This window comes from Sphingomonas sp. FUKUSWIS1, assembly GCF_000733135.1.
Taxonomy (GTDB): Bacteria; Pseudomonadota; Alphaproteobacteria; order Sphingomonadales; family Sphingomonadaceae; genus Sphingomonas; species Sphingomonas aerolata.
On the sequence record NZ_JPJC01000099.1, the window covers coordinates 1 to 19,101 of the forward strand.

The window sequence follows — 19,101 nt, forward strand, 5'->3', positions numbered from 1 at the left end:
CGGGCTGCGGCGCACGCGCCTGCGGAGCCGGTGCGGGGGCCGCAACCGGCGCGGGCGCGGCAACCGGCGCATCGGCGACCGGACCGTCGGGCTCGCCCGGACGGCGCAGCACGCGCGCACGCTTGGTTTCCACGATCACCGTATTCGATCGGCCGTGGCTGAAGCTCTGCTTCACCTGGCCGGTCTCGACCGTGCGCTTCACACCCAAAGGTGCGCGCATGCCAAGTTTCGGCTTCTCGTTGTCCGTGTCGCTCACTCAAATTCCTCAGTCATGTCCACGGCCGGGCTGTGTCCGGTCGATCCGGACGCCCCTGTTATGGGTGACGTCCCGTTTTGTTGAGACGCCGATGCGCCCTGCGAGGCCGTTTCGCAAGACACGGGAGAAGGTTCGGGGCCGATAAAATGCAGCCAACGGTCGAGCGCTTCGCTCACCCGCTTTGCTGCAGCGCGGTCAGTCAGGCCAATGTGTACCACATTCTCCCGCCCCAGCGCCAATGCCAATATGGTACGTGACGCGGGCAGTGCCAACCCCCGCAGACCCGAGCCTTCGACATCGTTGCCGATGCGCCACGCTTGGTCGAGCTTGCGGTTGCCGTCCTCGGCCGCGTCGGACGCATGATATAGCGCCTTCAGCTTGCCCTGGCGCGCATTCTGCTCGATCCGGTCGGAGCCGATCAGCACGGTGCCCGAGCGCGATTCGAGCCCGAGCCGGTCAAGTGCGTTGCGCTCAAGCGCGGCTTCGATCTGCGCAGGCAGTTCGGGGGGAATCGCGAACTCGCCGGTCTTGAACGCACGCGCGAGCGCGCCCTTCAGCTTGCCCTTCTTGATCGCCGCTTCGAGTTCGATTCGTGTCACCCCGATCCACGCGCCACGGCCAGGAGCCTTGGCACGCACGTCGGGATGAATCTGGCCATCGGGGGCCAGCGCGAGTCGCACCATATGCGGCCGAACATCGCGCTCGCCCGACAGGATGCACTTGCGAATGGGGGCGTCTTCATCCCCCTCGCGCACGCGGGATGGATTAGGCTCGCGCCCACCTGCACCCTTGTTCTTAGCCGAGGCCGGGCGCCCACCCTTCGGTCCTCTCCCGCTTGCGGGAGGGGAGGAAGGAAGGCCGTTGGTAGCGCCTAGCGTCTCATCGGGAGGGTTCCGCATGTGCGTCCTCCTGCGCCGGAGTCGTCTTGGGAGCGTCGCGGTCGACCAGCAGCTGGCCGCCCGCGCCGTAATTCTCGGTCGAAACCTCTTCGATCACGATCTGTACCGCAGCCGGGTTCTTTCCCAGCCGCTCGACGAGCGACTGGGTGACGTCGGCGACGATGCCGGCCTTCTGGTCCTTGGTGGCGGACCCCGAAATGCGGATGCTGACAAACGGCATCAGGCCTTGTCGTCCTCGCTCTTCGCGTCGGCCGTGTCCGCAGCGTCATCCGCCACGACGTCATCCGCCGCAGTGTCCTCGGCCGCAATATCCTCAGCCGAAGCCGCTTCCACCGGAGCCTCTTCCGTGTCCGCCTCGGGGGCCTCGTCCTCGAACCAGTGCGCGCGCGCGGCCATGATGATCTCGTTGCCCTGTTCGTCGCTGAGACCATATTCGGCGAGGATGCCGCCCTTGGGCTCGGGACGCTTGGGCGCATCGTCGTTGCGACGGCGCGGTTCGGCCCGCTTCTTCTCGACCAGCTCGTCGGTCGCGAGATCCGCGAGATCGTCGAGCGTCTTGATGCCCGCCTTGCCGAGCGTGACGAGCATCGCCTCGTTCAGATACGGCATGTCAATCAGCGCGTCCTCCACGCCGAGCGCGGTACGCTCTTCGCGGCTGGCCGCGTCGCGACGCTCGAGCGCCTCGGTCGCGCGGTTCTGCAACTCGCCAGCCAGATCCTCGTCGAAGCCCTCGATGCCGGCGATCTCCTCGACCTCGACATAGGCGACTTCCTCGAGGCTGGTGAACCCTTCGGCGACCAGCAGCTGTGCGAGCGTCTCGTCGACGTCGAGCTCCTTCTCGAACATTGCCGAACGCTCGACAAAGTCCTTCTGGCGCTTCTCGGAGGCATCGGCCTCGGTCAGGATGTCGATCGCCTTGCCGGTCAACTGCGACGCGAGGCGGACGTTCTGGCCACGACGGCCGATCGCCAGCGAAAGCTGGTCATCGGGAACGACGACCTCGATGCGCTCTTCCTCTTCGTCGATCACGACGCGGCTGACCGAAGCCGGCTGCAGTGCGTTGACGACGAAGGTCGCGATGTCGGGCGACCAGGGGATGATGTCGATCTTCTCGCCCTGCATTTCCTGCACGACGGCCTGAACTCGCGACCCCTTCATGCCGACGCACGCGCCGACCGGATCGATCGACGAATCATGGCTGATGACGCCGATCTTGGCGCGCGACCCGGGATCGCGGGCCGCAGCCTTGATCTCGATGATGCCGTCGTAGATTTCGGGGACTTCCTGCGCGAACAGCTTCTTCATGAAGTCGGGGTGCGCGCGGCTAAGGAAGATCTGGGGCCCGCGGTTCTCACGGCGGACGTTCAGGATCAGCGAGCGGATGCGGTCGTTGACGCGCACCACTTCGCGCGGGATCTGCGCGTCGCGGCGGATGACGCCTTCCGCACGGCCGAGATCGACGACGACATGGCCGAACTCGACGCGCTTGACGACGCCGGTGATGATCTCGCCTGCGCGGTCCTTATATTCTTCGAACTGGCGCTCGCGCTCGGCGTCGCGGACCTTCTGGAAGATGACCTGCTTGGCGGCCTGCGCGGCGATGCGGCCGAACTCGATCGGGGGCAGCGGATCGACGATGAAGTCGCCGAGTGCTGCGTCTTTCTGGAGCTTCTGCGCACCCTTGACGTCGACCTGCTTGAAATAGTCATCGACGGCCTCGACCACTTCGACGACGCGCCACAGGCGCAGATCGCCGGTGTTCGGATCGAGCTTGGCGCGGATGTCGTTCTCGGCGCCGTAGCGCGAGCGGGCGGCGCGCTGGATCGCATCCTCCATCGCCTCGATCACGATCGCCTTGTCGATCATCTTCTCCGACGCGACCGAATTCGCGATCGCGATCAGTTCCGCGCGGTTTGCGGTGACTGCCGTGGCCATCAATGCTGTCCTTCTTCGGTCTCGACGCCGCGAGCATCAGGCTCATCGGACGTATCTTGATAGAAAACCTCGTCCGCGCCTTCGGTCGAAAGCGGCGCGGTCGCGGCGATGAGTCGGTCGGTCATGACGAGCTTTGCATCGGCGACCTGGCTGAAGTCGATCGTCATGATCTTGTGCTTGTTCACGTCGACGGTGATCTTGGTCCCCTCGACGCCCATCAGATTGCCCGAGATCTGCTTGCGATCCTCGAACGGCTCGATGAGGCGGATACGCGCCTCCTGGCCTTCCCAATCGGCAAAGTCCTGGAGCCGGGTCAGCGGGCGGTCGATACCGGGGCTCGACACCTCGAGGCGGTACGCGTCCTCGCCGACCGGGTCCTTGCCCTCGGCTTCGAGCGCATCGAACTTGTCCGAGATGCGGCGCGACAGCTCGGCGCAATCCTCGATCACGAGCTGGCGGGTGTCGGGCCGCTCGGCCATCACCTGCAGCGTCGGATCGGACTTGCCGCCCTGCATGCGCACGCGCACGAGGCTCAGGCCGAGCGCCTTGGCTTCGGGTTCGATCAATTCGGTCAACAGGGCGATATTCGCCATCGCAATTCCAAACAGGGCCAAAGCACAGGTGATCAGCGCCGCGGAGCGAACCCCGCAGCCTCTTCATCTGGCGATGTAGAGAAAGTAGGATCTCCATACCCGCGATGACAACGCTTCGCAAGCGGGAGCAACCTTCGTTCGTCACGCCGCGTTGGCGCAGGGATTTCCGGGAGAAGATCATGATCCGTCGCACATTGGCCGCCACCGGCCTGATATCCGCCACTTTGCTCGCCGCCGCTGCTTGTTCCGCCCAGCCCGCGCCGGGGGAAAAGCCGTTCCAAGAAACGGTCGTCGCCGATTTCGAGTCACCTTGGGCGATGACGGTGGTGCCCGACGGGCGGATGCTGGTGACGGAGAAGGCCGGGGAAATGCTCCTCGTCTCGGCCGATGGGAAGCAGCGTCAGACGGTCGCGACGATCACGGTCGATTCGGCAGGGCAGGGCGGGTTGATGGACGTCGTCCTCGCGCCCGACTTCGCGACGAGCAAGCGCGTGTATTTCAGCTATTCGTCGACAGGTGCTGGCGGCAAGGGCGTGGTTCTCGCGCGGGGTCGGTTGCGGCCCGACGGTGGCGGGGACGAGCGGCTCGGCGAGATCGAGGTGATCTTCAGCGCGCGGCCATTCGTCGAAGGCAACGGCCATTATTCGGGTCGCATCGCGTTTTCGCCCGACGGCAAATATCTGTTCTTCACCAATGGCGACCGCCAGAAATTCACCCCGGCGCAGGATCCCAAGGTCACGCTTGGCAAGGTCCTTCGCCTGACGCTCGACGGCAAGCCCGCGCCCGGCAATCCGCTCGCGGGCAAGGGCTTTGCACCCGAGATCTGGAGCTACGGCCACCGCAACCTGCTCGGCATCGCATTCGACGCGCAGGGCAATCTCTGGGAACAGGAGATGGGGCCGAAGGGCGGCGACGAGGTCAATCTGATCACGCCCGGGCAGAATTATGGCTGGCCCAACGCGTCGAACGGCAGCCATTATGACGGGCGCGACATTCCCGACCACAAGCCCGGCGACGGCTATGCGGCGCCCAAGGTGTCGTGGAATCCGGTGATCTCGCCGGGCGGGCTGATGATCTATTCGGGCAGCATGTTCCCCCAGTGGAAGGGCGATGCGTTCATCGGCGGGCTGTCGTCGAAATCACTCGTCCGCGTCGACCTGAACGGCACCAATGCCGCCAAGGGCGACCAGTGGGACATGGGCGCGCGTATCCGCGAGGTGGAACAGGGGCCCGACGGCGCCATCTGGGTGCTGGAGGACGGTGGCGAATCGCAGGGACGACTGATCAAGCTGACGGCGCGGTAAAACCCTGCCGCCTCCTGCCCGCGGGCGGGAGGTGGCGTCAGTCGCGGACGATCAGGTAATTCATCCGCGCGGCCGCGATCGGCTTGTCGCGGTCGTCCTGCCAGGCGGTCGCCTCGACATTGGCGACGCGCGTGCCGAGCCGGGTGACCACGCCTGCCGCGCGCGTCGGCTTGTCGCGGCCGCCCCGCATGAAATCGACGGTGACGGTCACCGGCTTGATCCGCACGCTGGCGTCCTCGGGGCCCTCGGTCTCGATCGCATGGTAGAGCGCCGCGATCGCCGCGACCTCTAGCAGCCCCGATATCGCGCCGCCGTGGAGGAACCCGGGGCGGCCGATCACGTCGTCGCCGAACGGCATCAGCAGCACCGGCCGACCCTCCGCGTCGCGTTCGATCTCGACGCCCAGCGTCGCGGCATAGGGTGGCAGCGTGCTCACCATGACCCGAGCACCATGAACGTGCCCGCAACATGCGCAAGCGGATCGGCGGGATCGCCGTCATGCGCCTGGCCGCGGACGAACGCGATCGACCGGGTGATCCGGTAGCATTCGCCGCGTCCGATCACCGTCTTGCCGGGCGTCGCCGGGCGCAGATAATCGACGCGCAGGTCGAGCGTCGCATGCGGCACGAACGCCGCGCGGCGGATCCAGATCGCGATGCTGGCGGCCATGTCCATCATCGTGATGATCGGCCCCGACGCGATCACGCCGCTGGCCGGATCGCCGATCAGCTTTTCGTCATAGGGCAGCGCGAGCTCCGCCCAGTCCGCGCCATGCGCATGATAGCGCATCCCGAGCGCGGCGCCGTGCCCGCCGAACCCGTGTCGTGTAAACCGCTCTGCGTCGAAGCCATCCATACCCCGACCTCTACACGCCAGCGACCGCCACGCAACATTGCCGCACATGCGGGGCGGGGCTAGCATCGGGCGCAACGAGATCAGGAGAGAGGATCGCCATGAACGACCGGGTCACCATCGCCGTCGCGGACGGGATCGCCGATGTCCGCCTCAACCGCGCGGACAAGATGAACGCGATCGACCCGGCGATGTTCGAGGGGATCGCCGCAGCGATCGACCGGCTGGCGGGGATGGCCGAGGTGCGCGTCGTCGTGCTGTCGGGCGAGGGTCGTGCGTTCTGCGCGGGGCTCGACATGGCGTCGATGGCGGGCGGCGGGTCGGGCCTGTCGCTCGACGATCGGACGTATGGCGATGCGAATCTGGTGCAGCAGGTCGCCTGGGGCTGGCGGACGTTGCCGATGCCGGTGATCGCCGCGGTCCACGGCGTCGCGTTCGGTGGCGGGTTCCAGATCATGTCGGGCGCCGACATCCGCATCGCCCACCCGCACGCGCGGTTCGCGATCCGCGAGACGCATTGGGGGCTGGTACCCGACATGGCGGGGATAGCGCTCTGGCGGACGCTGGCGCGCGACGACGTGCTGCGTGAGCTGACCTATACCGCGCGGGAGTTCGACGGGGCGGAGGCGCTGCACCACGGCTTCGTCACGCGGCTGGACGAGGATCCCCGCGCCGCCGCGATGACGATGGCCCGCGAGATCGCCGCGAAGAATCCGCAGGCGATCCGGGGCTCGAAGGCACTCTATGGCATAGCCGCGGATGCCGACGCCGCGGCGATCCTGCGCGCCGAAAGCGACGCGCAGGGACGGGTCATGCGCAAGCCCAACCAGGTCGAACAGGTCCGCGCCAATCTCGAAAAGCGCGCGGCGGTGTTCGTCGACTAGGCGCTATTTCATCAGGACGAGCTCTTCCGCCATCGTCGGATGCAGCGCGACGGTCGCGTCGAAATCGGCCTTGCTGAGCCCCGCCTTCACCGCCACCGCGGCGGACTGGAGGATCTCGGGGCAGTCGGGGCCGATCATGTGGATGCCGACGACGCGGTCGGTCTCGCCGTCGCAGATCATCTTGTAGAGCGAGCGCTCGTTGCGCCCCGCCAGTACGTTCTTCATCGGCCGGAAGTCCGAAGTGTAGACCTTCACCGACCCCAGTGCCTGCTTGGCCTGCGATTCGGTCATGCCGACGCCGGCCATCGGCGGGTGGCTGAACACCGCGGCGGGGACGTTGGCGTAATCGACGCGGGTCGGCTTGTTGCCGAAGAACGTGTCGGCGAACGCCTGCCCCTCGCGGATCGCGACCGGGGTCAGCTGGATGCGGTTGGTGACGTCGCCGACCGCGAAGATGCTGTCGCAGCTCGACCGGTTGTCCTCGTCGACGACGACCGCGCCGGCCGCGTCGAGTTCGACGCCGGCCGTCTCGAGCCCGAGGCCCTTGGTGTTCGGCACGCGGCCTGTCGCGAACAGGACGAGATCGACGACGATCGGCTCGTGCCCGCTGGTATGCACGGTCAGGCAACCGTCCTCGCCCTTGTCGATTCCCTGGAACGCCGCGTTGAAGCGAAAGTCGATGCCCTTGCTCATCGAGATCTGGAGCAGCCGGTCGCGGATCGATTCGTCATAGCCGCGCAGGATCACGTCGGTGCGGTTGATCAGCGTGACGTGCGCGCCGAACTGATGGAAGATGCCGGCGAATTCGTTGGCGATATAGCCCGCACCCGCGATCAGCACGCGCTTCGGCACATCGTCGAGATGGAACACCTCGTTCGAGGTGATGCCGTGCTCGGCACCGGGGCAGTCCGGCACCAGCGGGTGCGCGCCGACCGCGATCAGGATCTTCGCCGCGGTCTTCTTGCTGCCGTCGGCGAGCGTGACTTCGTTGGGGCCAGAGACGACCGCGCGCTGGTGGATGATGTCGACATGGTTGTTCTCGAGCGTCTGGGTGTAGGCGCCGTTGATCCGGTCGACCTCCTCCATCACGTTGTCGCGCAGCGTGGGCCAGCTGAACGCGCAATCGTCGGGCACCTGCCAGCCGAAGCGCTTGGCGTCCTTCAGATCCTCGGCGAAATGCGCACCGTAGATCAGCAGCTTCTTCGGCACGCAGCCGCGGATGACGCAGGTGCCGCCGACGCGATATTCCTCGGCGACCGCGACGCGCGCGCCATGCGCGGCGGCAACGCGCGATGCACGCGTGCCGCCCGAGCCGGCGCCGATGACGAAGAGGTCATAGTCGAATTGGGTATCGGTCACGGGCTATCCTTGTACGTCGCGCTGCGGCTTTGGATGCCATCTGGGGCAGGGGGGATGCGCGGACAAGACCGGTGCGGCGATCAGGGTGATCGGCTGGCTCTATCGCCGACCCGCCCTGCGCATCGGCATCGCGTCGATCGTCCGCTCGAGCACGGCGGCGGCGAAGGGGTGTGCGCTGCGCAGTTTCTCGCCGCCATCCTTGCCGATGAGGATCGCGGTGAAGGTGGCGGGGAGGCGAAATTTGCGGCGCAGCGCGGGGGCGCTGTCCCCGGCACCGCGGACCTGATCGCCGACGATTTCGACGACGGTGAGGTCGCGCTCGTCGCGTTTGGCAGTCCAATTGTCGAGGATGCGGCGCTGCTCGGCGAGTTCCGGGTCCTGCGAGGAGGGGGCCGCGACGATCAACACGCGGCGATCCCATCGTATTTGCGCAAGGGTGGGAGAGGCGGCGAGCGCTACGGCGAGGAGGATGGGCATGAAGATGTAACGCGGGAGGTTCGCTCGCGCTCCCTGTTCTACCACCCCGGCGAAGGCCGGGGCCCAGTTGGGTGAACCGCGGTGGCTAAAACACGGCCTTCCCAACTGGGCCCCGGCCTCCGCCGGGGAAGTGCAGGTGTAAGAGAAGCGGAGGGCGCGAGGCCCGGCTTACCCGAACGCGCGCTTGATCAGGTCGTCGGTCGAAGGATCGAACGTCTGCCCGCCCTTCTCCGCGGCCTTCGCCATTTCCTTGCCCAGCTCGACCCCGAACTGGTCGAACGAGTTGATCCCCAGCAGCACGCCGTTCACGAACACGCGGTGCTCGTAGAACGCGATCAGCGCGCCCAGCGTGCGCGCGTCGAGATCGTCGAGCAGCAACGTCGACGATGGCCGGTCGCCCGAATAGCTGCGCGCGGGATCCTCGACCTGCTTGCCCGCCATCAACGCCGCACCCTGCGCAAAGGCGTTGAGCAACAGCGCCTTGTGATGCTCCTCGGGCAGCGTGTCGCCCGGCTCGATCGACGCGACGAACTCGACCGGCACCAGATGCGTGCCCTGGTGGAGCAGCTGGAACACCGCATGCTGCGCCTCGGTGCCGACCCCACCCCAGGTGATCGCCGCCGAAGGCCGCCCGAGCGGCTGGCCATCCGCGGTCACCGACTTGCCGTTCGACTCCATCTCCAGCTGCTGGAGATAGCTTGGCAGCAACCGCAACCGCTCGTCATAGGCAAAGGTCGCACGCGTCTCGGCATGGCGGATCTGCGTGTAATAGAGGTCGGCAAACGCCGCGAGCGCCGGCGCATTCTCGTGCAGCGCGGCGAGGCGGAAATGGCGGTCCATCTCGGCCGCCCCCTCAAGCAGCTCCTCGAACCGGTCCCAGCCGAGCGCGATCGCGGCCGGAAAACCGATCGTCGACCAGAGCGAATAGCGCCCGCCGACGCTCTCGGCGAACGGCAGGATCCGCGTCTCGTCGACGCCCCATTCCATCGCCTTTTCGGGCGCGGCGGTCAGCGCGATCACGCGGCCGTAAGGATCCTCGACATTATGCTCGTTCATCCACTGAAGCACGGCTTCGGCGTTCATCAGCGTCTCGGTCGTGGTGAAGGTCTTCGACGCGACCACCAGCAACGTGGCGGCCGGATCGAAGCGTTCGAACACGTCCTCCAGCGCGACGCCGTCGACATTGGCGACGATCCCGACATCATATCGCTTGTCGTCACGCCCGAGCGAATCGACCAGCAGCTGCGGCCCCAGCGCGGAGCCGCCGATGCCGACATGCAGGATATGCCGCACGGGGCCGAGCGCATCCGCCTCGATCGCGTCGATCAGCGTGCGCATCCGCGAATGGCTCGCCTGTGCGATCGCGACGCTCTCGGGCTTGCCCTCACCGCGCTCGGCGGTGTGCTCGACCGCGCGGCCTTCGGTGACGTTGACGATCTCGCCCGCGAACATTGCCTGGCGCTTGCCCGACAGGTCCTGCGCCTTGGCCATTTCCTCGAACGCGCTGACCATGTCCGTGGTCAGGTGCGTCTTCGACCAGTCGAAGTGGATGCCTGCGACGTCGAGGCTCAGCTTGGACAACCGCTCAGAGTCGGCGGCGAACAGGTCGGTGAGTTTGGCGGCGGGCAGGGCTTCGATTTTGGACCAGTCGGCGGTCATGCAAAGTCTCCGATTTGGAATTCGTGCGCACCGATACGGCGACGCGAGCAAGAACACCATAACGTCCCGGGAGGCGATTGGGTCTCCGGGGGTGTCCGGATCGTATCCGGACATGGCGGATGCTGCATATGCTTGACGGCGCGCGCCGGTTGAGCAAACCCGCGGCCATGGCAAAAGACGCGAAGACCAAACCGGCCCGATCCGAAACCGCAGAGACGTTCCGCTTCCTGCTGAAGCTGGCGGTGGTCGTATTGATCCTGCGCAGCTTCATCTTCGCGCCGTTCAGCATTCCGTCCGAATCCATGCTGCCCCGGCTGCTGATCGGTGATTATCTGTTCGTGTCGAAGTGGAGCTACGGCTATTCGCGCTGGTCGCTGCCGGGTGGCGTGCCGTTGATCCCCGGACGGATCTTCGGCAGCACGCCGACGCGCGGCGACGTCGTCGTCTTCCGCGCCCCCGAAGTGCTCGATCACGACGTCATCAAGCGCGTGATCGGCCTGCCCGGCGAGACGGTGCAGATGCGGCAGGGGACGCTGTACCTGAACGGCACCGCGATCCCCAAGGCGCGGATCGCCGACTTCACGATCCCGCTGACCGCCAATTTCGATGCGGAGAAATGCGGCGCGCCGTTCGTCGACGTCGCCGACGGCGTCCAGATCTGTCGCTATCCGCGCTACCGCGAGACGCTGCCCGGCGGCCGCAGCTATTCCGTGCTCGACCAGGCGCAGCTGCCCGATCGCGACGACACGGGTGTCTATACGGTGCCTGCAGGCCATATCTTCGTGATGGGCGACAACCGCGACGACAGCGGTGACAGCCGGTTCCCCGCACCAAGCGGGATGGGCTATGTCCCGCTCGAGAATGTCGAGGGCAAGGCAGTCGTCAGCTTCTTCTCGACCGACGGCAATGCCGAATGGCTGAAACCCTGGACCTGGGTCAGTGCCGCACGCTGGGAGCGGATCGGGGAAGGCTTTTGAGCGATCTCGGCGACTGGCTGGCGGGCGTATTCGGTCGCCGGCCGCGCGATCTGGCACCCTATGAGCGCGCATTGACGCATGGCAGCCAGGCGAAGGCGAATTACGAGCGGCTCGAATTTCTCGGCGACCGCGTCCTGGGGCTGATCGTCGCCGAATGGTTGTACGAACTGTTCGCGACCGATCCCGAGGGGTCGCTGTCGAAACGGCTGAACGCGCTCGTCACGGGCCCGGTCTGTGCCGAAGTGGCGCGCGAACTCGGGGTGCGCGCACATCTGAAGCTCGGCAAGCAGGCGCGCGACGACGGCGCCAGCGATAGCGACAATGTGCTGGGCGACGTGATGGAGGCACTGATCGGCGCCTGGTACCAGGAGGCCGGGCTCGACGCCGCACGTGCGTTCGTCCGCGGCGCCTGGGGGGACCGCGTCCAGGCCGGTGCCAAGGCGCCGCAGCACCCCAAGTCCGCGCTTCAGGAATGGGCGGCCGCGCATAACCGCAAGCCGCCCGAATATACGATCGTCGAGCGCACCGGCCCCGGCCACGCGCCCAAATTCACGATGCTGGTCTCGATCGGCAAACTCGCCGAGGCGACGGCGACCGGCTCGAGCAAGCAGGAGGCCGAAACCGCAGCGGCCAAGGCGCTGCTGGAGAAGCTGGGCTAAGAAGGCTCTTGTTCGCGCGGAGACGCGGAGACGCGGAGGGGGGCAGCGAATGGAACTCCGGTCCTGCCCCGAACGACTCCGAGTTGATCGACGGCGCATAATCGCAGACGGCGCGAGCCCCATCCACACCATCTCCGCGCCTCCGCGGCTCCGCGTGAACCAAACTGCCTTGTCGCGACGCGATGACGAACAGCCGTTTTCGCTGTACAGGTGCCCGCAACACCAGTTCGAAAAGAGCATATGTGACTGAAACGAATACCAAGCCCGACCCGAAGCATTGCGGCCTAGTCGCCATCGTCGGCGCCCCGAACGCAGGCAAGTCGACGCTCGTCAACGCGCTCGTCGGCCAGAAGGTCGCGATCGTCAGCCCCAAGGCGCAGACCACGCGCGCCAAGCTGATGGGCGTCGCGATCGAAGGCGACACGCAGATCCTGCTCGTCGACACCCCCGGCATCTTTGAGCCCAAGCGCCGGTTCGACCGCGCGATGGTCGCCGCCGCCTGGGGTGGCGCGGAAGGTTCGGACATCATCGCGCTGGTGGTCGACGCCAAGGGCGGGATCGGCGGCAAGGTCACGACGATCGTCGAGTCGCTGGTCGGCCGACCTGAGCCGATCTGGCTGATCCTCAACAAGGTCGATCTCGCCGACAAGACCAAGCTCCTGATCCACGCGGAAAAGCTGAACGCGCTGCTCCCCTTCGCCGAGACGTTCTTCATCAGTGCCGGCACCGGCGACGGCCTCGCGCACTTCAAGACGCAACTCGCCAAGGCGATGCCCGAAGGCCCGTGGCATTATCCCGAAGACCAGGTCTCCGACTCAACCGAACGCGCGCTCGCGTCCGAGGTCACGCGCGAACAGCTCTATCTCCAGCTCCACGCCGAGCTCCCCTATGCGAGCACGATCGAGACCGAGCAGTATATCGAGCGCCAGGACGGGTCGTTGGAGATCCACCAGCAGATCCTCGTCGAACGCCCGACTCAGCGCGCGATCGTGCTCGGCAAGGGCGGCGTGCGGATCAGGGAAATCGGCGCGCGCTCGCGCATCGAACTCGCCTCGATCACGGGCAAGCCGGTGCATCTGTACCTGCACGTGAAGGTCAAACCCGGCTGGGACGAAGACCGCGAAGTCTATCGCGACATCGGCCTCGACTGGGTCGACTGACCCGCGACCACAACCACCACACTCCACCCCGGCGAAGGCCGGGGCCCAGTTGGGGGACGGGCGTCACGACGGATAGCGCTCCGTTACTCAGGCCTTCCCAACTGGACCCCGGCCTTCGCCGGGGTGGTAGCGTTCGGGCGGATGACAGAGTTCGGCTCGGCACTCCGTCACGCTCATGCCCATTGTATTAAACCCGCGACCTCCTGAAATCTATTGATGCTACCGTAGACCTCGCCCGAGAATCCGGACGAGGACCACGCGATGCCGACCCTGATCGAAGCGACGTCAGCGATCCGCTACGACCAGTTGCATCTGTCGCCGGTGGCGCTCGATTTCGGCCTGTTCCAGCTCCGATGGTACGCGCTCAGCTATATCGCGATGATCGCGCTGGGCTGGTCGTATCTGCGGAGGATGCTCCGCCGGTCCGGTGCGCCGATGACGGCGGGGCATGTCGACGATCTCGTCTTCTACCTGACGCTGGGCATCATCATCGGTGGTCGGCTCGGCTATTGCGTGATCTACCGGCCCGAGATCTGGCGCGAGCCGCTCGACGTGCTGAAGCTCTGGCGGGGCGGCATGTCGCTGCATGGCGGGTTCCTGGGGGTGATCGTCAGCCTGGTCCTGTTCACGCGGCGTCATCGGCTGTCGCTGCTCCGGATGTGCGATTACGTCGCGTGTGCGACGCCGTTCGGGCTCGTGCTGGTGCGGATCGCCAATTTCGTGAACGGGGAATTATGGGGGCGGCCAAGCTCGCTTCCCTGGGCGGTGATCTTCCCGGGCACGCAGGACGGCATACCCCGGCACCCGAGCCAGCTATACGAAGCGGCACTCGAGGGCGGACTCAGCATGATCGTGCTGGTCTATCTGTTCTGGCGCACCGACGCGCGGCTTCGTCCCGGACACCTGCTCGGCGCGGGTCTGATCCTGTACGGCACCGCGCGGTTTGTGCTCGAATTCGTCCGCCAGCCCGATGCCGGGCTCGACCATCTGTGGTGGGGGCTGACGATGGGGCAAACGCTGAGCGTGCCGATGATCGGCGCGGGCATCTGGTTCTACGTCCGGTCGCTCAAGCGCGCGCGCGCCGCGGTCGTCCCTACCCCGTGACTATCGCCCCAAAACCTCATCGACCCACGCTGGCACCAGCATTCCGGCCGCGCCGATCCGCGTCTCCTCGAAGAACACGCTCCCCATCGAGGGGTCTAGGTTCAGCTCCAAGGTAGCGGCGCCGTGATAGGCCGCGGTCTGCACAAAGCCGGCCGCCGGATAGACCGCCCCCGACGTCCCGATCGACACGAACAGATCCGCCTGCGCCAGCGCCGCCTCGATCCGTTCCATCTGGTACGGCATCTCGCCGAAGAACACGATGTCGGGCCGCAGCGCTGCCGACCCGCAGGCGCCGCATATCGCCCCCTCCGGCAAGCTGCCGGCCCAGGGTTCGCGCGCGCCGCAGACGGCACATAGCGCGGACAGCAGTTCGCCATGCATGTGCAGCATCCGCGTCGCGCCCGCCCGCTCATGCAGGTCGTCGACATTCTGCGTGACGATCAGCAATCCGCCGCCCCACGCTTCGTCCAGCCGCGCCAGCGCACGGTGCGCGGCATTGGGCTCGACCGTCGCCAGCGCCGCCCGACGGAGATCGTAGAAGCGGTGCACCAGCTCCGGATCCGCGGCGAGTGCCTCGGGGGTGCAGACGTCCTCGACCCGGTGTCCTTCCCATAGGCCGCCCGGGCCGCGGAACGTCGCGATGCCGCTTTCGGCAGAAATTCCTGCACCCGTCAGAATGACGATTTTTCGTAGATCCTGCATCGTCACCCTCTACGTATGGCGCTGTCGCCAGGATAGCCGCAGTCACGCCGATATCTCGCGTCTCCGAGCATCGGGTCGGCGGGATGCGCCCGGTTGCTCGTTTACGGCGTTGAACCGAACCGACCATGTCTTTGTGGCCGGCCGCACACCGTTCGCCGATGCCGTCATGGCACCGCGCGCCATGATATTCGAAGGATCCAATGCGATGGTGACCAAAAAACTGATGCTGTTGAGCGGCGTGATCGCGGTTCTCGGCGGCTGTGGCGACACGACATCGACCGGCACCAACACTGCCACCGTCAATACCAGCGCGGCGGCAAGCGCAGCGTCCGACGTTACCCGCGTTCGCGGCGTGATCACCGCGGTCGGCGCCGACGCGCTGACCGTCCAGACCTATGACGGCAAGTCGGTCAGCGTGCCGCTCGATGCAAAGACCAAGGTCGCCTGGGTGGTGAAGTCCGATCTGTCGACGCTGAAGGACGGGGACTTCATCGGCACGGCCACGACCGGTCCCGATGACGCACTGCGCGCGGTCGAGCTCGTCATCTTCCCCGAGGCGATGCGCGGGACCGGCGAGGGCCATTATCCCTGGGACGTTCCCGGCGTGGTCGCGGCCGCTGGCGGCGGCGCGGCCGATGGGCAGAGCGCGATGACCAACGGCACCGTCGACGGGCAGACCGCGATGACCAATGGCACGGTCGATCAGCAGAGCGGGATGACCAACGGCACGGTGACCGGCGGGGCGGGCAAGCCCGGCGAAACCAAGCTCAGCATCTCGTACAAGGGCGGCAAGGCGCAGGTCGTCGTGCCCGTCGGCACGCCGATCGTCCGGTTCGAGCCGGCCGAGCGATCGGTCCTTGCAAAGGGCCAGAAGCTGTTCGCGATCACCTTGGCCGGCGCGTCGGGGGCGAGGTCCGTCGCGGTCGGCAAGGATGGCCTGACGCCGCCGATGTAAGACTGCTGCACGTAATCACAGCCTGAGGGGCTGGAGTGGTGATGTGTCCACTCCAGCCCCTTTTGTTTGGAGAACCTTACACGTCGGATCTCGTGCAGGCGCGGACGTCGTGGCGGGTCGCGCGGCGATCCCCCGACCGACCCTATCTTCATAAATCACCCGATCGCCGCTAAGACGCCTGCAAACCCGTATCCGTAAAGGCGCTGCATGACCGTCATCACCGAAGCCGACCTGATCGAAAGCGTCGCCGACGCGCTCCAGTTCATCAGCTACTACCATCCGATGGACTACATCCGTGCGCTGGGCGTCGCGTACGAAGCCGAGCAGAGCCCCGCCGCCAAGGATGCGATCGCGCAGATCCTGACGAACAGCCGGATGTGCGCAGAAGGCCACCGCCCGATCTGCCAGGATACCGGCATCGTCACGATCTTCGTGAAATGGGGCCAGGACTGCCGTCTCGATTCGACCCGCTCCTTGCAGGAGGTGATCGATGAAGGCGTCCGCAAGGCGTATCTCAACCCCGAGAACAAGCTGCGCGCCTCGATCCTCGCCGATCCCGCCTTCACGCGCCGCAACACCAAGGACAACACGCCCAGCGTGATGCATGTCGAGATGGTGCCCGGCAACACCGTCTCGATCGACGTCGCTGCCAAGGGCGGCGGCAGTGAGAACAAGTCGAAGTTCAAGATGATGAACCCGAGCGATTCGATCGTCGACTGGGTGCTCGAGATGATCCCGCAGATGGGCGCGGGCTGGTGCCCGCCGGGGATGCTCGGCATCGGCATCGGCGGCACCGCGGAAAAGTCGATGATCCTCGCCAAGCAGTCGCTGATGGGCGCGATCGACATGGCGCAGCTGAAGGAACGCGGTCCGAAGAACGACATCGAGGCGCTGCGGATCGAGATCTACGACAAGGTCAACGCGCTCGGCATCGGCGCGCAAGGGCTGGGCGGGCTCTCCACCATCCTCGACGTCAAGATTTTCGACTGGCCGACGCATGCCGCGTCGAAGCCGGTCGCGATGATCCCGAACTGCGCCGCCACGCGCCATGCGCATTTCGTGCTCGACGGGTCGGGGCCGGTGTATCTGGAGGCACCGAAGCTCGAGGAATGGCCTGACGTCAACTGGACGCCCGACAAGGCCGCGATCCGGGTCGACCTCGACACGCTGACTCCCGAGGTCGTGCAGACGTGGAAGCATGGCGACCGGCTGCTGCTGAACGGCAAGATGCTGACCGGGCGCGACGCCGCGCACAAGCGGATCGCCGACATGCTGGCCAGGGGCGAGGAGCTGCCCGTCGATTTCCGTGGTCGCGTGATCTATTATGTCGGGCCGGTCGATCCGGTCGGCGACGAGGTGGTCGGGCCCGCGGGCCCCACTACCGCGACGCGGATGGACAAGTTCACGCGCATGATGCTCGACCAGGGCCTGCTCGCGATGGTCGGCAAGGCCGAGCGCGGCGGCGATGCGACCAAGGCAATCGCCGAGGCCAAGTCGGCCTATCTGATGGCGGTCGGCGGTGCGGCCTATCTGGTAGCGCGCGCGATCAAGGGATCGAAGGTCGTCGGCTTCGAGGATCTGGGTATGGAAGCGATCTACGAATTCGAGGTCGCCGATTTCCCGGTGACGGTCGCGGTCGATTCGGCGGGCGAGAACGTCCACCAGCTGGCGCCACTCGTCTGGCGCGAGAAGATCGCGCGGGAGCGGTTGCTCGCGCCGGCGTGACCGTTGGTTCCGATGACGTGGAACGGGGAGGGCGGCCCTTCCGTTGAGCTTGCGAACCAGAGGAGTTTCGTATGTTCAAGCCCGCCAACCCCGTCGTCGCGATCGCGGTCGCAACATTGATGACGACGAGCGCCGTTGCCCAGAGCGGGGCACCCGCGCCCGCGCCCCGTACGTCCAGCGGGGGCCTCGGTAGCCTGGGTGACAGTCTTGGCGGGCTCGGCGGCGGACTGGGTGGCGGATTGGGCGGCCTGCTTGGCGGTGGCGCGTCGGGCATCGGTTCGATCGGGGCTGGCAATGCAGCAGGTCTGCTAGGCTATTGCCTCAAGAACAACCTGCTCGGTCAGGGCGGCGCACTAGGCGCGTTAACGGGGCGGCAAACGGCGCCCCAGACCCGGACGCAGTCCCCTGCGACGGGCCAGGCGGCAGGCGCGCAGTCGATCCTGCAGCGGTTGACCGGGCGGCAGGGCGTGCGGACGTCGCCTGGCTTTGCAGCGGGACAGGCGGGGGAGCTTCAGGCGCCGAACGGTCAGGGGCTGTCGCTCGACAATCTCGGCGGACAGGTGAAGACGAAGATGTGCAGCCTCGTGCTCAACCGGGCCAAGGCGTTTCTGTAACCGGCGCATGCGCTAGGGCGGCTAGCCGTCGCCCGTCCCGTCATCCTGACGAAAGTGTAATTAGGGGCAACTTGCGTGGCTCTGGATCCTGACTTTCGTCAGGATGACGGTGTGGGTTGGGGGAGGAGCGTTCTCTTAAAAATGCGGGGCCACGTCCGCATCCTCCAAACAAAACCACCCAGAAATGAAAAGAGGTTGCCGGGGCGTCTCACGACGACCCGACAACCTCCTGACATGGTCAGCGGCCGGAGAGCTCCAGCCCGGAGGACCATGCGTACCACCTCATCCTGTGCCATGCGCGTTGATTGGAGGGCGATACCTCCCGCACATGCTGTCGGATATCAGTAGCGCGTCCCCCGAACGAACCGAACCGAACTCACTGCTGAACCATGAGACATCGGATCACCTCCTTTCGCTTGTTGAAAAAACGCGGCCAAGCCTGACCGCAACCGCAATGTGTGCCGGGTGACCTGTTGATACAAGTCTTGTTTTGCAGAAGATTTCGCGCAATTCTCAAAGGCTGTGCGGCACGCTGGGCGAATGCCCGCCCTTACCCGCGGCAATCCTCGGTCACGCGTTCGATCTCCGCCCATGAGGGGATGACGAGGGCGGGCTGGCCCTGCTGGTCGATCACGAACCGACCGCGGCTGAACCCCATCGCCTCGAGCAGCGGATCGCTGGCCGGCAGCGTCGCCGTCACGGTGCCGGGCGTGCTGCCGGGCTGGACCGCCAGCGCGCGCGTGACGCTCGACGTGCGGATCGTCATCGGCGTGGCGGCCGCGGCGGTGCGCGACAGATGGATTTGCCGCGTGCCGGTATCGCACTGCAGTGTCAGCGCGGGCTGCGCCGCCTGCGTTCCGAAGCTCGCCAGCGATCCGCGCGGATCGCGGCGATAGGTCCAGCTTCCCGGCGTATAGGGCCAGTCGCGCCAATCCGCCGCGAGCGGGGCGGGGCGTGGTGCGGGGGCGGGCGCCTCGACGCGCGGTG

21 protein-coding genes are annotated in these 19,101 nt (G+C 66.3%); 9 read left to right on the plus strand and 12 right to left on the minus strand.

The features are described 5' to 3' along the window. The 5 genes from sphsw_RS07310 to rimP all read right to left on the minus strand — a co-directional run. The coding region (locus tag sphsw_RS07310) for a translation initiation factor IF-2 associated domain-containing protein (RefSeq protein WP_042466762.1) at positions 1-256 on the minus strand (256 nt) is incomplete at its 3' end. After that, complete coding sequence (locus tag sphsw_RS07315) at positions 253-939, minus strand: DUF448 domain-containing protein (RefSeq protein WP_042466764.1); 687 nt, start codon at positions 937-939, stop codon at positions 253-255. The genes sphsw_RS07315 and sphsw_RS07310, both read right to left, overlap by 4 nt. 196 nt (positions 940-1,135) lie before the next feature. Continuing rightward, on the minus strand, positions 1,136-1,375 hold the full coding sequence (locus tag sphsw_RS07320) for a tautomerase family protein (protein ID WP_031392998.1): 240 nt from the start codon (positions 1,373-1,375) through the stop codon (positions 1,136-1,138). Beyond that, a complete protein-coding gene (gene nusA / locus sphsw_RS07325) occupies positions 1,375-3,090 on the minus strand; it encodes a transcription termination factor NusA (protein ID WP_031440030.1) in 1,716 nt (571 codons plus the stop codon). Before nusA ends, sphsw_RS07320 begins: the two co-directional genes overlap by 1 nt. Beyond that, positions 3,090-3,683, minus strand: coding sequence for a ribosome maturation protein RimP (gene rimP, locus sphsw_RS07330; protein WP_031440031.1), 594 nt, complete (start codon positions 3,681-3,683; stop codon positions 3,090-3,092). The genes nusA and rimP overlap by 1 nt, the downstream gene beginning before the upstream one ends. Before the next feature lie 179 nt (positions 3,684-3,862). Between rimP and sphsw_RS07335 the strand changes: the two genes are divergently transcribed. Then, on the plus strand, positions 3,863-4,987 hold the full coding sequence (locus sphsw_RS07335) for a PQQ-dependent sugar dehydrogenase (protein ID WP_031440032.1): 1,125 nt from the start codon (positions 3,863-3,865) through the stop codon (positions 4,985-4,987). 37 nt (positions 4,988-5,024) lie between these two features. Here sphsw_RS07335 and sphsw_RS07340 read toward each other — a convergent pair whose 3' ends face one another. Then, entirely contained in the window at positions 5,025-5,426 is a 402-nt protein-coding gene (locus tag sphsw_RS07340; protein ID WP_031440033.1) for a PaaI family thioesterase, read from the minus strand. Beyond that, positions 5,420-5,842 carry a PaaI family thioesterase gene (locus sphsw_RS07345; protein WP_031440034.1) on the minus strand — a complete coding sequence of 141 codons (423 nt, stop codon included), beginning with the start codon at positions 5,840-5,842 and terminating at the stop codon, positions 5,420-5,422. Before sphsw_RS07345 ends, sphsw_RS07340 begins: the two co-directional genes overlap by 7 nt. A 98-nt stretch (positions 5,843-5,940) precedes the next feature. On the opposite strand from sphsw_RS07345, the gene sphsw_RS07350 reads away from it, so the two are divergent. Then, positions 5,941-6,723, plus strand: coding sequence for a crotonase/enoyl-CoA hydratase family protein (locus sphsw_RS07350; protein ID WP_031440035.1), 783 nt, complete (start codon positions 5,941-5,943; stop codon positions 6,721-6,723). A gap of 3 nt (positions 6,724-6,726) precedes the next feature. On the opposite strand, the gene gorA is transcribed toward sphsw_RS07350, so the two are convergent. From gorA to pgi, 3 genes are all read right to left on the minus strand, one after another. Further along, positions 6,727-8,082, minus strand: a complete 1,356-nt coding sequence (gene gorA, locus sphsw_RS07355) for a glutathione-disulfide reductase (protein ID WP_031440036.1) — start codon at positions 8,080-8,082, stop codon at positions 6,727-6,729. A gap of 99 nt (positions 8,083-8,181) precedes the next feature. Then, positions 8,182-8,559 (minus strand): DUF4174 domain-containing protein, encoded by a 378-nt coding sequence (locus sphsw_RS07360; protein WP_031440037.1) that lies wholly within the window; start codon positions 8,557-8,559, stop codon positions 8,182-8,184. Positions 8,560-8,727: 168 nt separating this feature from the next. Then, entirely contained in the window at positions 8,728-10,218 is a 1,491-nt protein-coding gene (gene pgi / locus sphsw_RS07365; protein ID WP_031440038.1) for a glucose-6-phosphate isomerase, read from the minus strand. Between the two features lie 167 nt (positions 10,219-10,385). On the opposite strand from pgi, the gene lepB reads away from it, so the two are divergent. The 4 genes from lepB to lgt all read left to right on the plus strand — a co-directional run bounded on the left by lepB (position 10,386) and on the right by lgt (position 14,118). Continuing rightward, complete coding sequence (lepB, locus tag sphsw_RS07370) at positions 10,386-11,195, plus strand: signal peptidase I (RefSeq protein ID WP_031395171.1); 810 nt, start codon at positions 10,386-10,388, stop codon at positions 11,193-11,195. Next, positions 11,192-11,854 (plus strand): ribonuclease III, encoded by a 663-nt coding sequence (rnc, locus tag sphsw_RS07375; RefSeq protein ID WP_031440039.1) that lies wholly within the window; start codon positions 11,192-11,194, stop codon positions 11,852-11,854. Before lepB ends, rnc begins: the two co-directional genes overlap by 4 nt. 242 nt (positions 11,855-12,096) lie before the next feature. Then, positions 12,097-13,014, plus strand: coding sequence for a GTPase Era (gene era / locus sphsw_RS07380; protein WP_031440040.1), 918 nt, complete (start codon positions 12,097-12,099; stop codon positions 13,012-13,014). A 261-nt stretch (positions 13,015-13,275) separates the two neighbouring features. Continuing rightward, positions 13,276-14,118, plus strand: coding sequence for a prolipoprotein diacylglyceryl transferase (lgt, locus tag sphsw_RS07385; RefSeq protein WP_031440041.1), 843 nt, complete (start codon positions 13,276-13,278; stop codon positions 14,116-14,118). Here lgt and sphsw_RS07390 read toward each other — a convergent pair whose 3' ends face one another. Continuing rightward, on the minus strand, positions 14,119-14,820 hold the full coding sequence (locus sphsw_RS07390; protein WP_031440042.1) for an NAD-dependent deacylase: 702 nt from the start codon (positions 14,818-14,820) through the stop codon (positions 14,119-14,121). 205 nt (positions 14,821-15,025) lie between these two features. Between sphsw_RS07390 and sphsw_RS07395 the strand changes: the two genes are divergently transcribed. The 3 genes from sphsw_RS07395 (at position 15,026) to sphsw_RS18315 (ending at position 18,114) form a co-directional block, all read left to right on the plus strand. Next, entirely contained in the window at positions 15,026-15,775 is a 750-nt protein-coding gene (locus tag sphsw_RS07395; RefSeq protein WP_031440043.1) for a hypothetical protein, read from the plus strand. Between the two features lie 207 nt (positions 15,776-15,982). Beyond that, on the plus strand, positions 15,983-17,500 hold the full coding sequence (locus sphsw_RS07400) for a fumarate hydratase (protein WP_031440044.1): 1,518 nt from the start codon (positions 15,983-15,985) through the stop codon (positions 17,498-17,500). 71 nt (positions 17,501-17,571) lie between these two features. Continuing rightward, positions 17,572-18,114 (plus strand): DUF2501 domain-containing protein, encoded by a 543-nt coding sequence (locus sphsw_RS18315; RefSeq protein ID WP_052380873.1) that lies wholly within the window; start codon positions 17,572-17,574, stop codon positions 18,112-18,114. A gap of 550 nt (positions 18,115-18,664) precedes the next feature. Here sphsw_RS18315 and sphsw_RS07410 read toward each other — a convergent pair. Continuing rightward, positions 18,665-19,101 (minus strand): hypothetical protein (locus tag sphsw_RS07410; RefSeq protein ID WP_031440046.1); only part of this gene is annotated, 437 nt, incomplete at its 5' end.

What these genes read in the sequence shown, in the direction of transcription:
- sphsw_RS07350 (WP_031440035.1), top strand. Translation starts at nt 5,941, where the DNA reads ATGAACGACCGGGTCACCATCGCCGTCGCGGACGGGATCGCCGATGTC.
- rimP (WP_031440031.1), bottom strand. Translation starts at nt 3,683, where the DNA reads ATGGCGAATATCGCCCTGTTGACCGAATTGATCGAACCCGAAGCCAAG.
- sphsw_RS07360 (WP_031440037.1), bottom strand. Translation starts at nt 8,559, where the DNA reads ATGCCCATCCTCCTCGCCGTAGCGCTCGCCGCCTCTCCCACCCTTGCG.
- sphsw_RS18315 (WP_052380873.1), top strand. Translation starts at nt 17,572, where the DNA reads ATGTTCAAGCCCGCCAACCCCGTCGTCGCGATCGCGGTCGCAACATTG.
- nusA (WP_031440030.1), bottom strand. Translation starts at nt 3,090, where the DNA reads ATGGCCACGGCAGTCACCGCAAACCGCGCGGAACTGATCGCGATCGCG.
- sphsw_RS07345 (WP_031440034.1), bottom strand. Translation starts at nt 5,842, where the DNA reads ATGGATGGCTTCGACGCAGAGCGGTTTACACGACACGGGTTCGGCGGG.
- lepB (WP_031395171.1), top strand. Translation starts at nt 10,386, where the DNA reads ATGGCAAAAGACGCGAAGACCAAACCGGCCCGATCCGAAACCGCAGAG.
- lgt (WP_031440041.1), top strand. Translation starts at nt 13,276, where the DNA reads ATGCCGACCCTGATCGAAGCGACGTCAGCGATCCGCTACGACCAGTTG.
- sphsw_RS07320 (WP_031392998.1), bottom strand. Translation starts at nt 1,375, where the DNA reads ATGCCGTTTGTCAGCATCCGCATTTCGGGGTCCGCCACCAAGGACCAG.
- sphsw_RS07400 (WP_031440044.1), top strand. Translation starts at nt 15,983, where the DNA reads ATGACCGTCATCACCGAAGCCGACCTGATCGAAAGCGTCGCCGACGCG.
- sphsw_RS07340 (WP_031440033.1), bottom strand. Translation starts at nt 5,426, where the DNA reads ATGGTGAGCACGCTGCCACCCTATGCCGCGACGCTGGGCGTCGAGATC.
- sphsw_RS07390 (WP_031440042.1), bottom strand. Translation starts at nt 14,820, where the DNA reads ATGCAGGATCTACGAAAAATCGTCATTCTGACGGGTGCAGGAATTTCT.
- sphsw_RS07335 (WP_031440032.1), top strand. Translation starts at nt 3,863, where the DNA reads ATGATCCGTCGCACATTGGCCGCCACCGGCCTGATATCCGCCACTTTG.
- pgi (WP_031440038.1), bottom strand. Translation starts at nt 10,218, where the DNA reads ATGACCGCCGACTGGTCCAAAATCGAAGCCCTGCCCGCCGCCAAACTC.
- sphsw_RS07315 (WP_042466764.1), bottom strand. Translation starts at nt 939, where the DNA reads ATGGTGCGACTCGCGCTGGCCCCCGATGGCCAGATTCATCCCGACGTG.
- sphsw_RS07395 (WP_031440043.1), top strand. Translation starts at nt 15,026, where the DNA reads ATGGTGACCAAAAAACTGATGCTGTTGAGCGGCGTGATCGCGGTTCTC.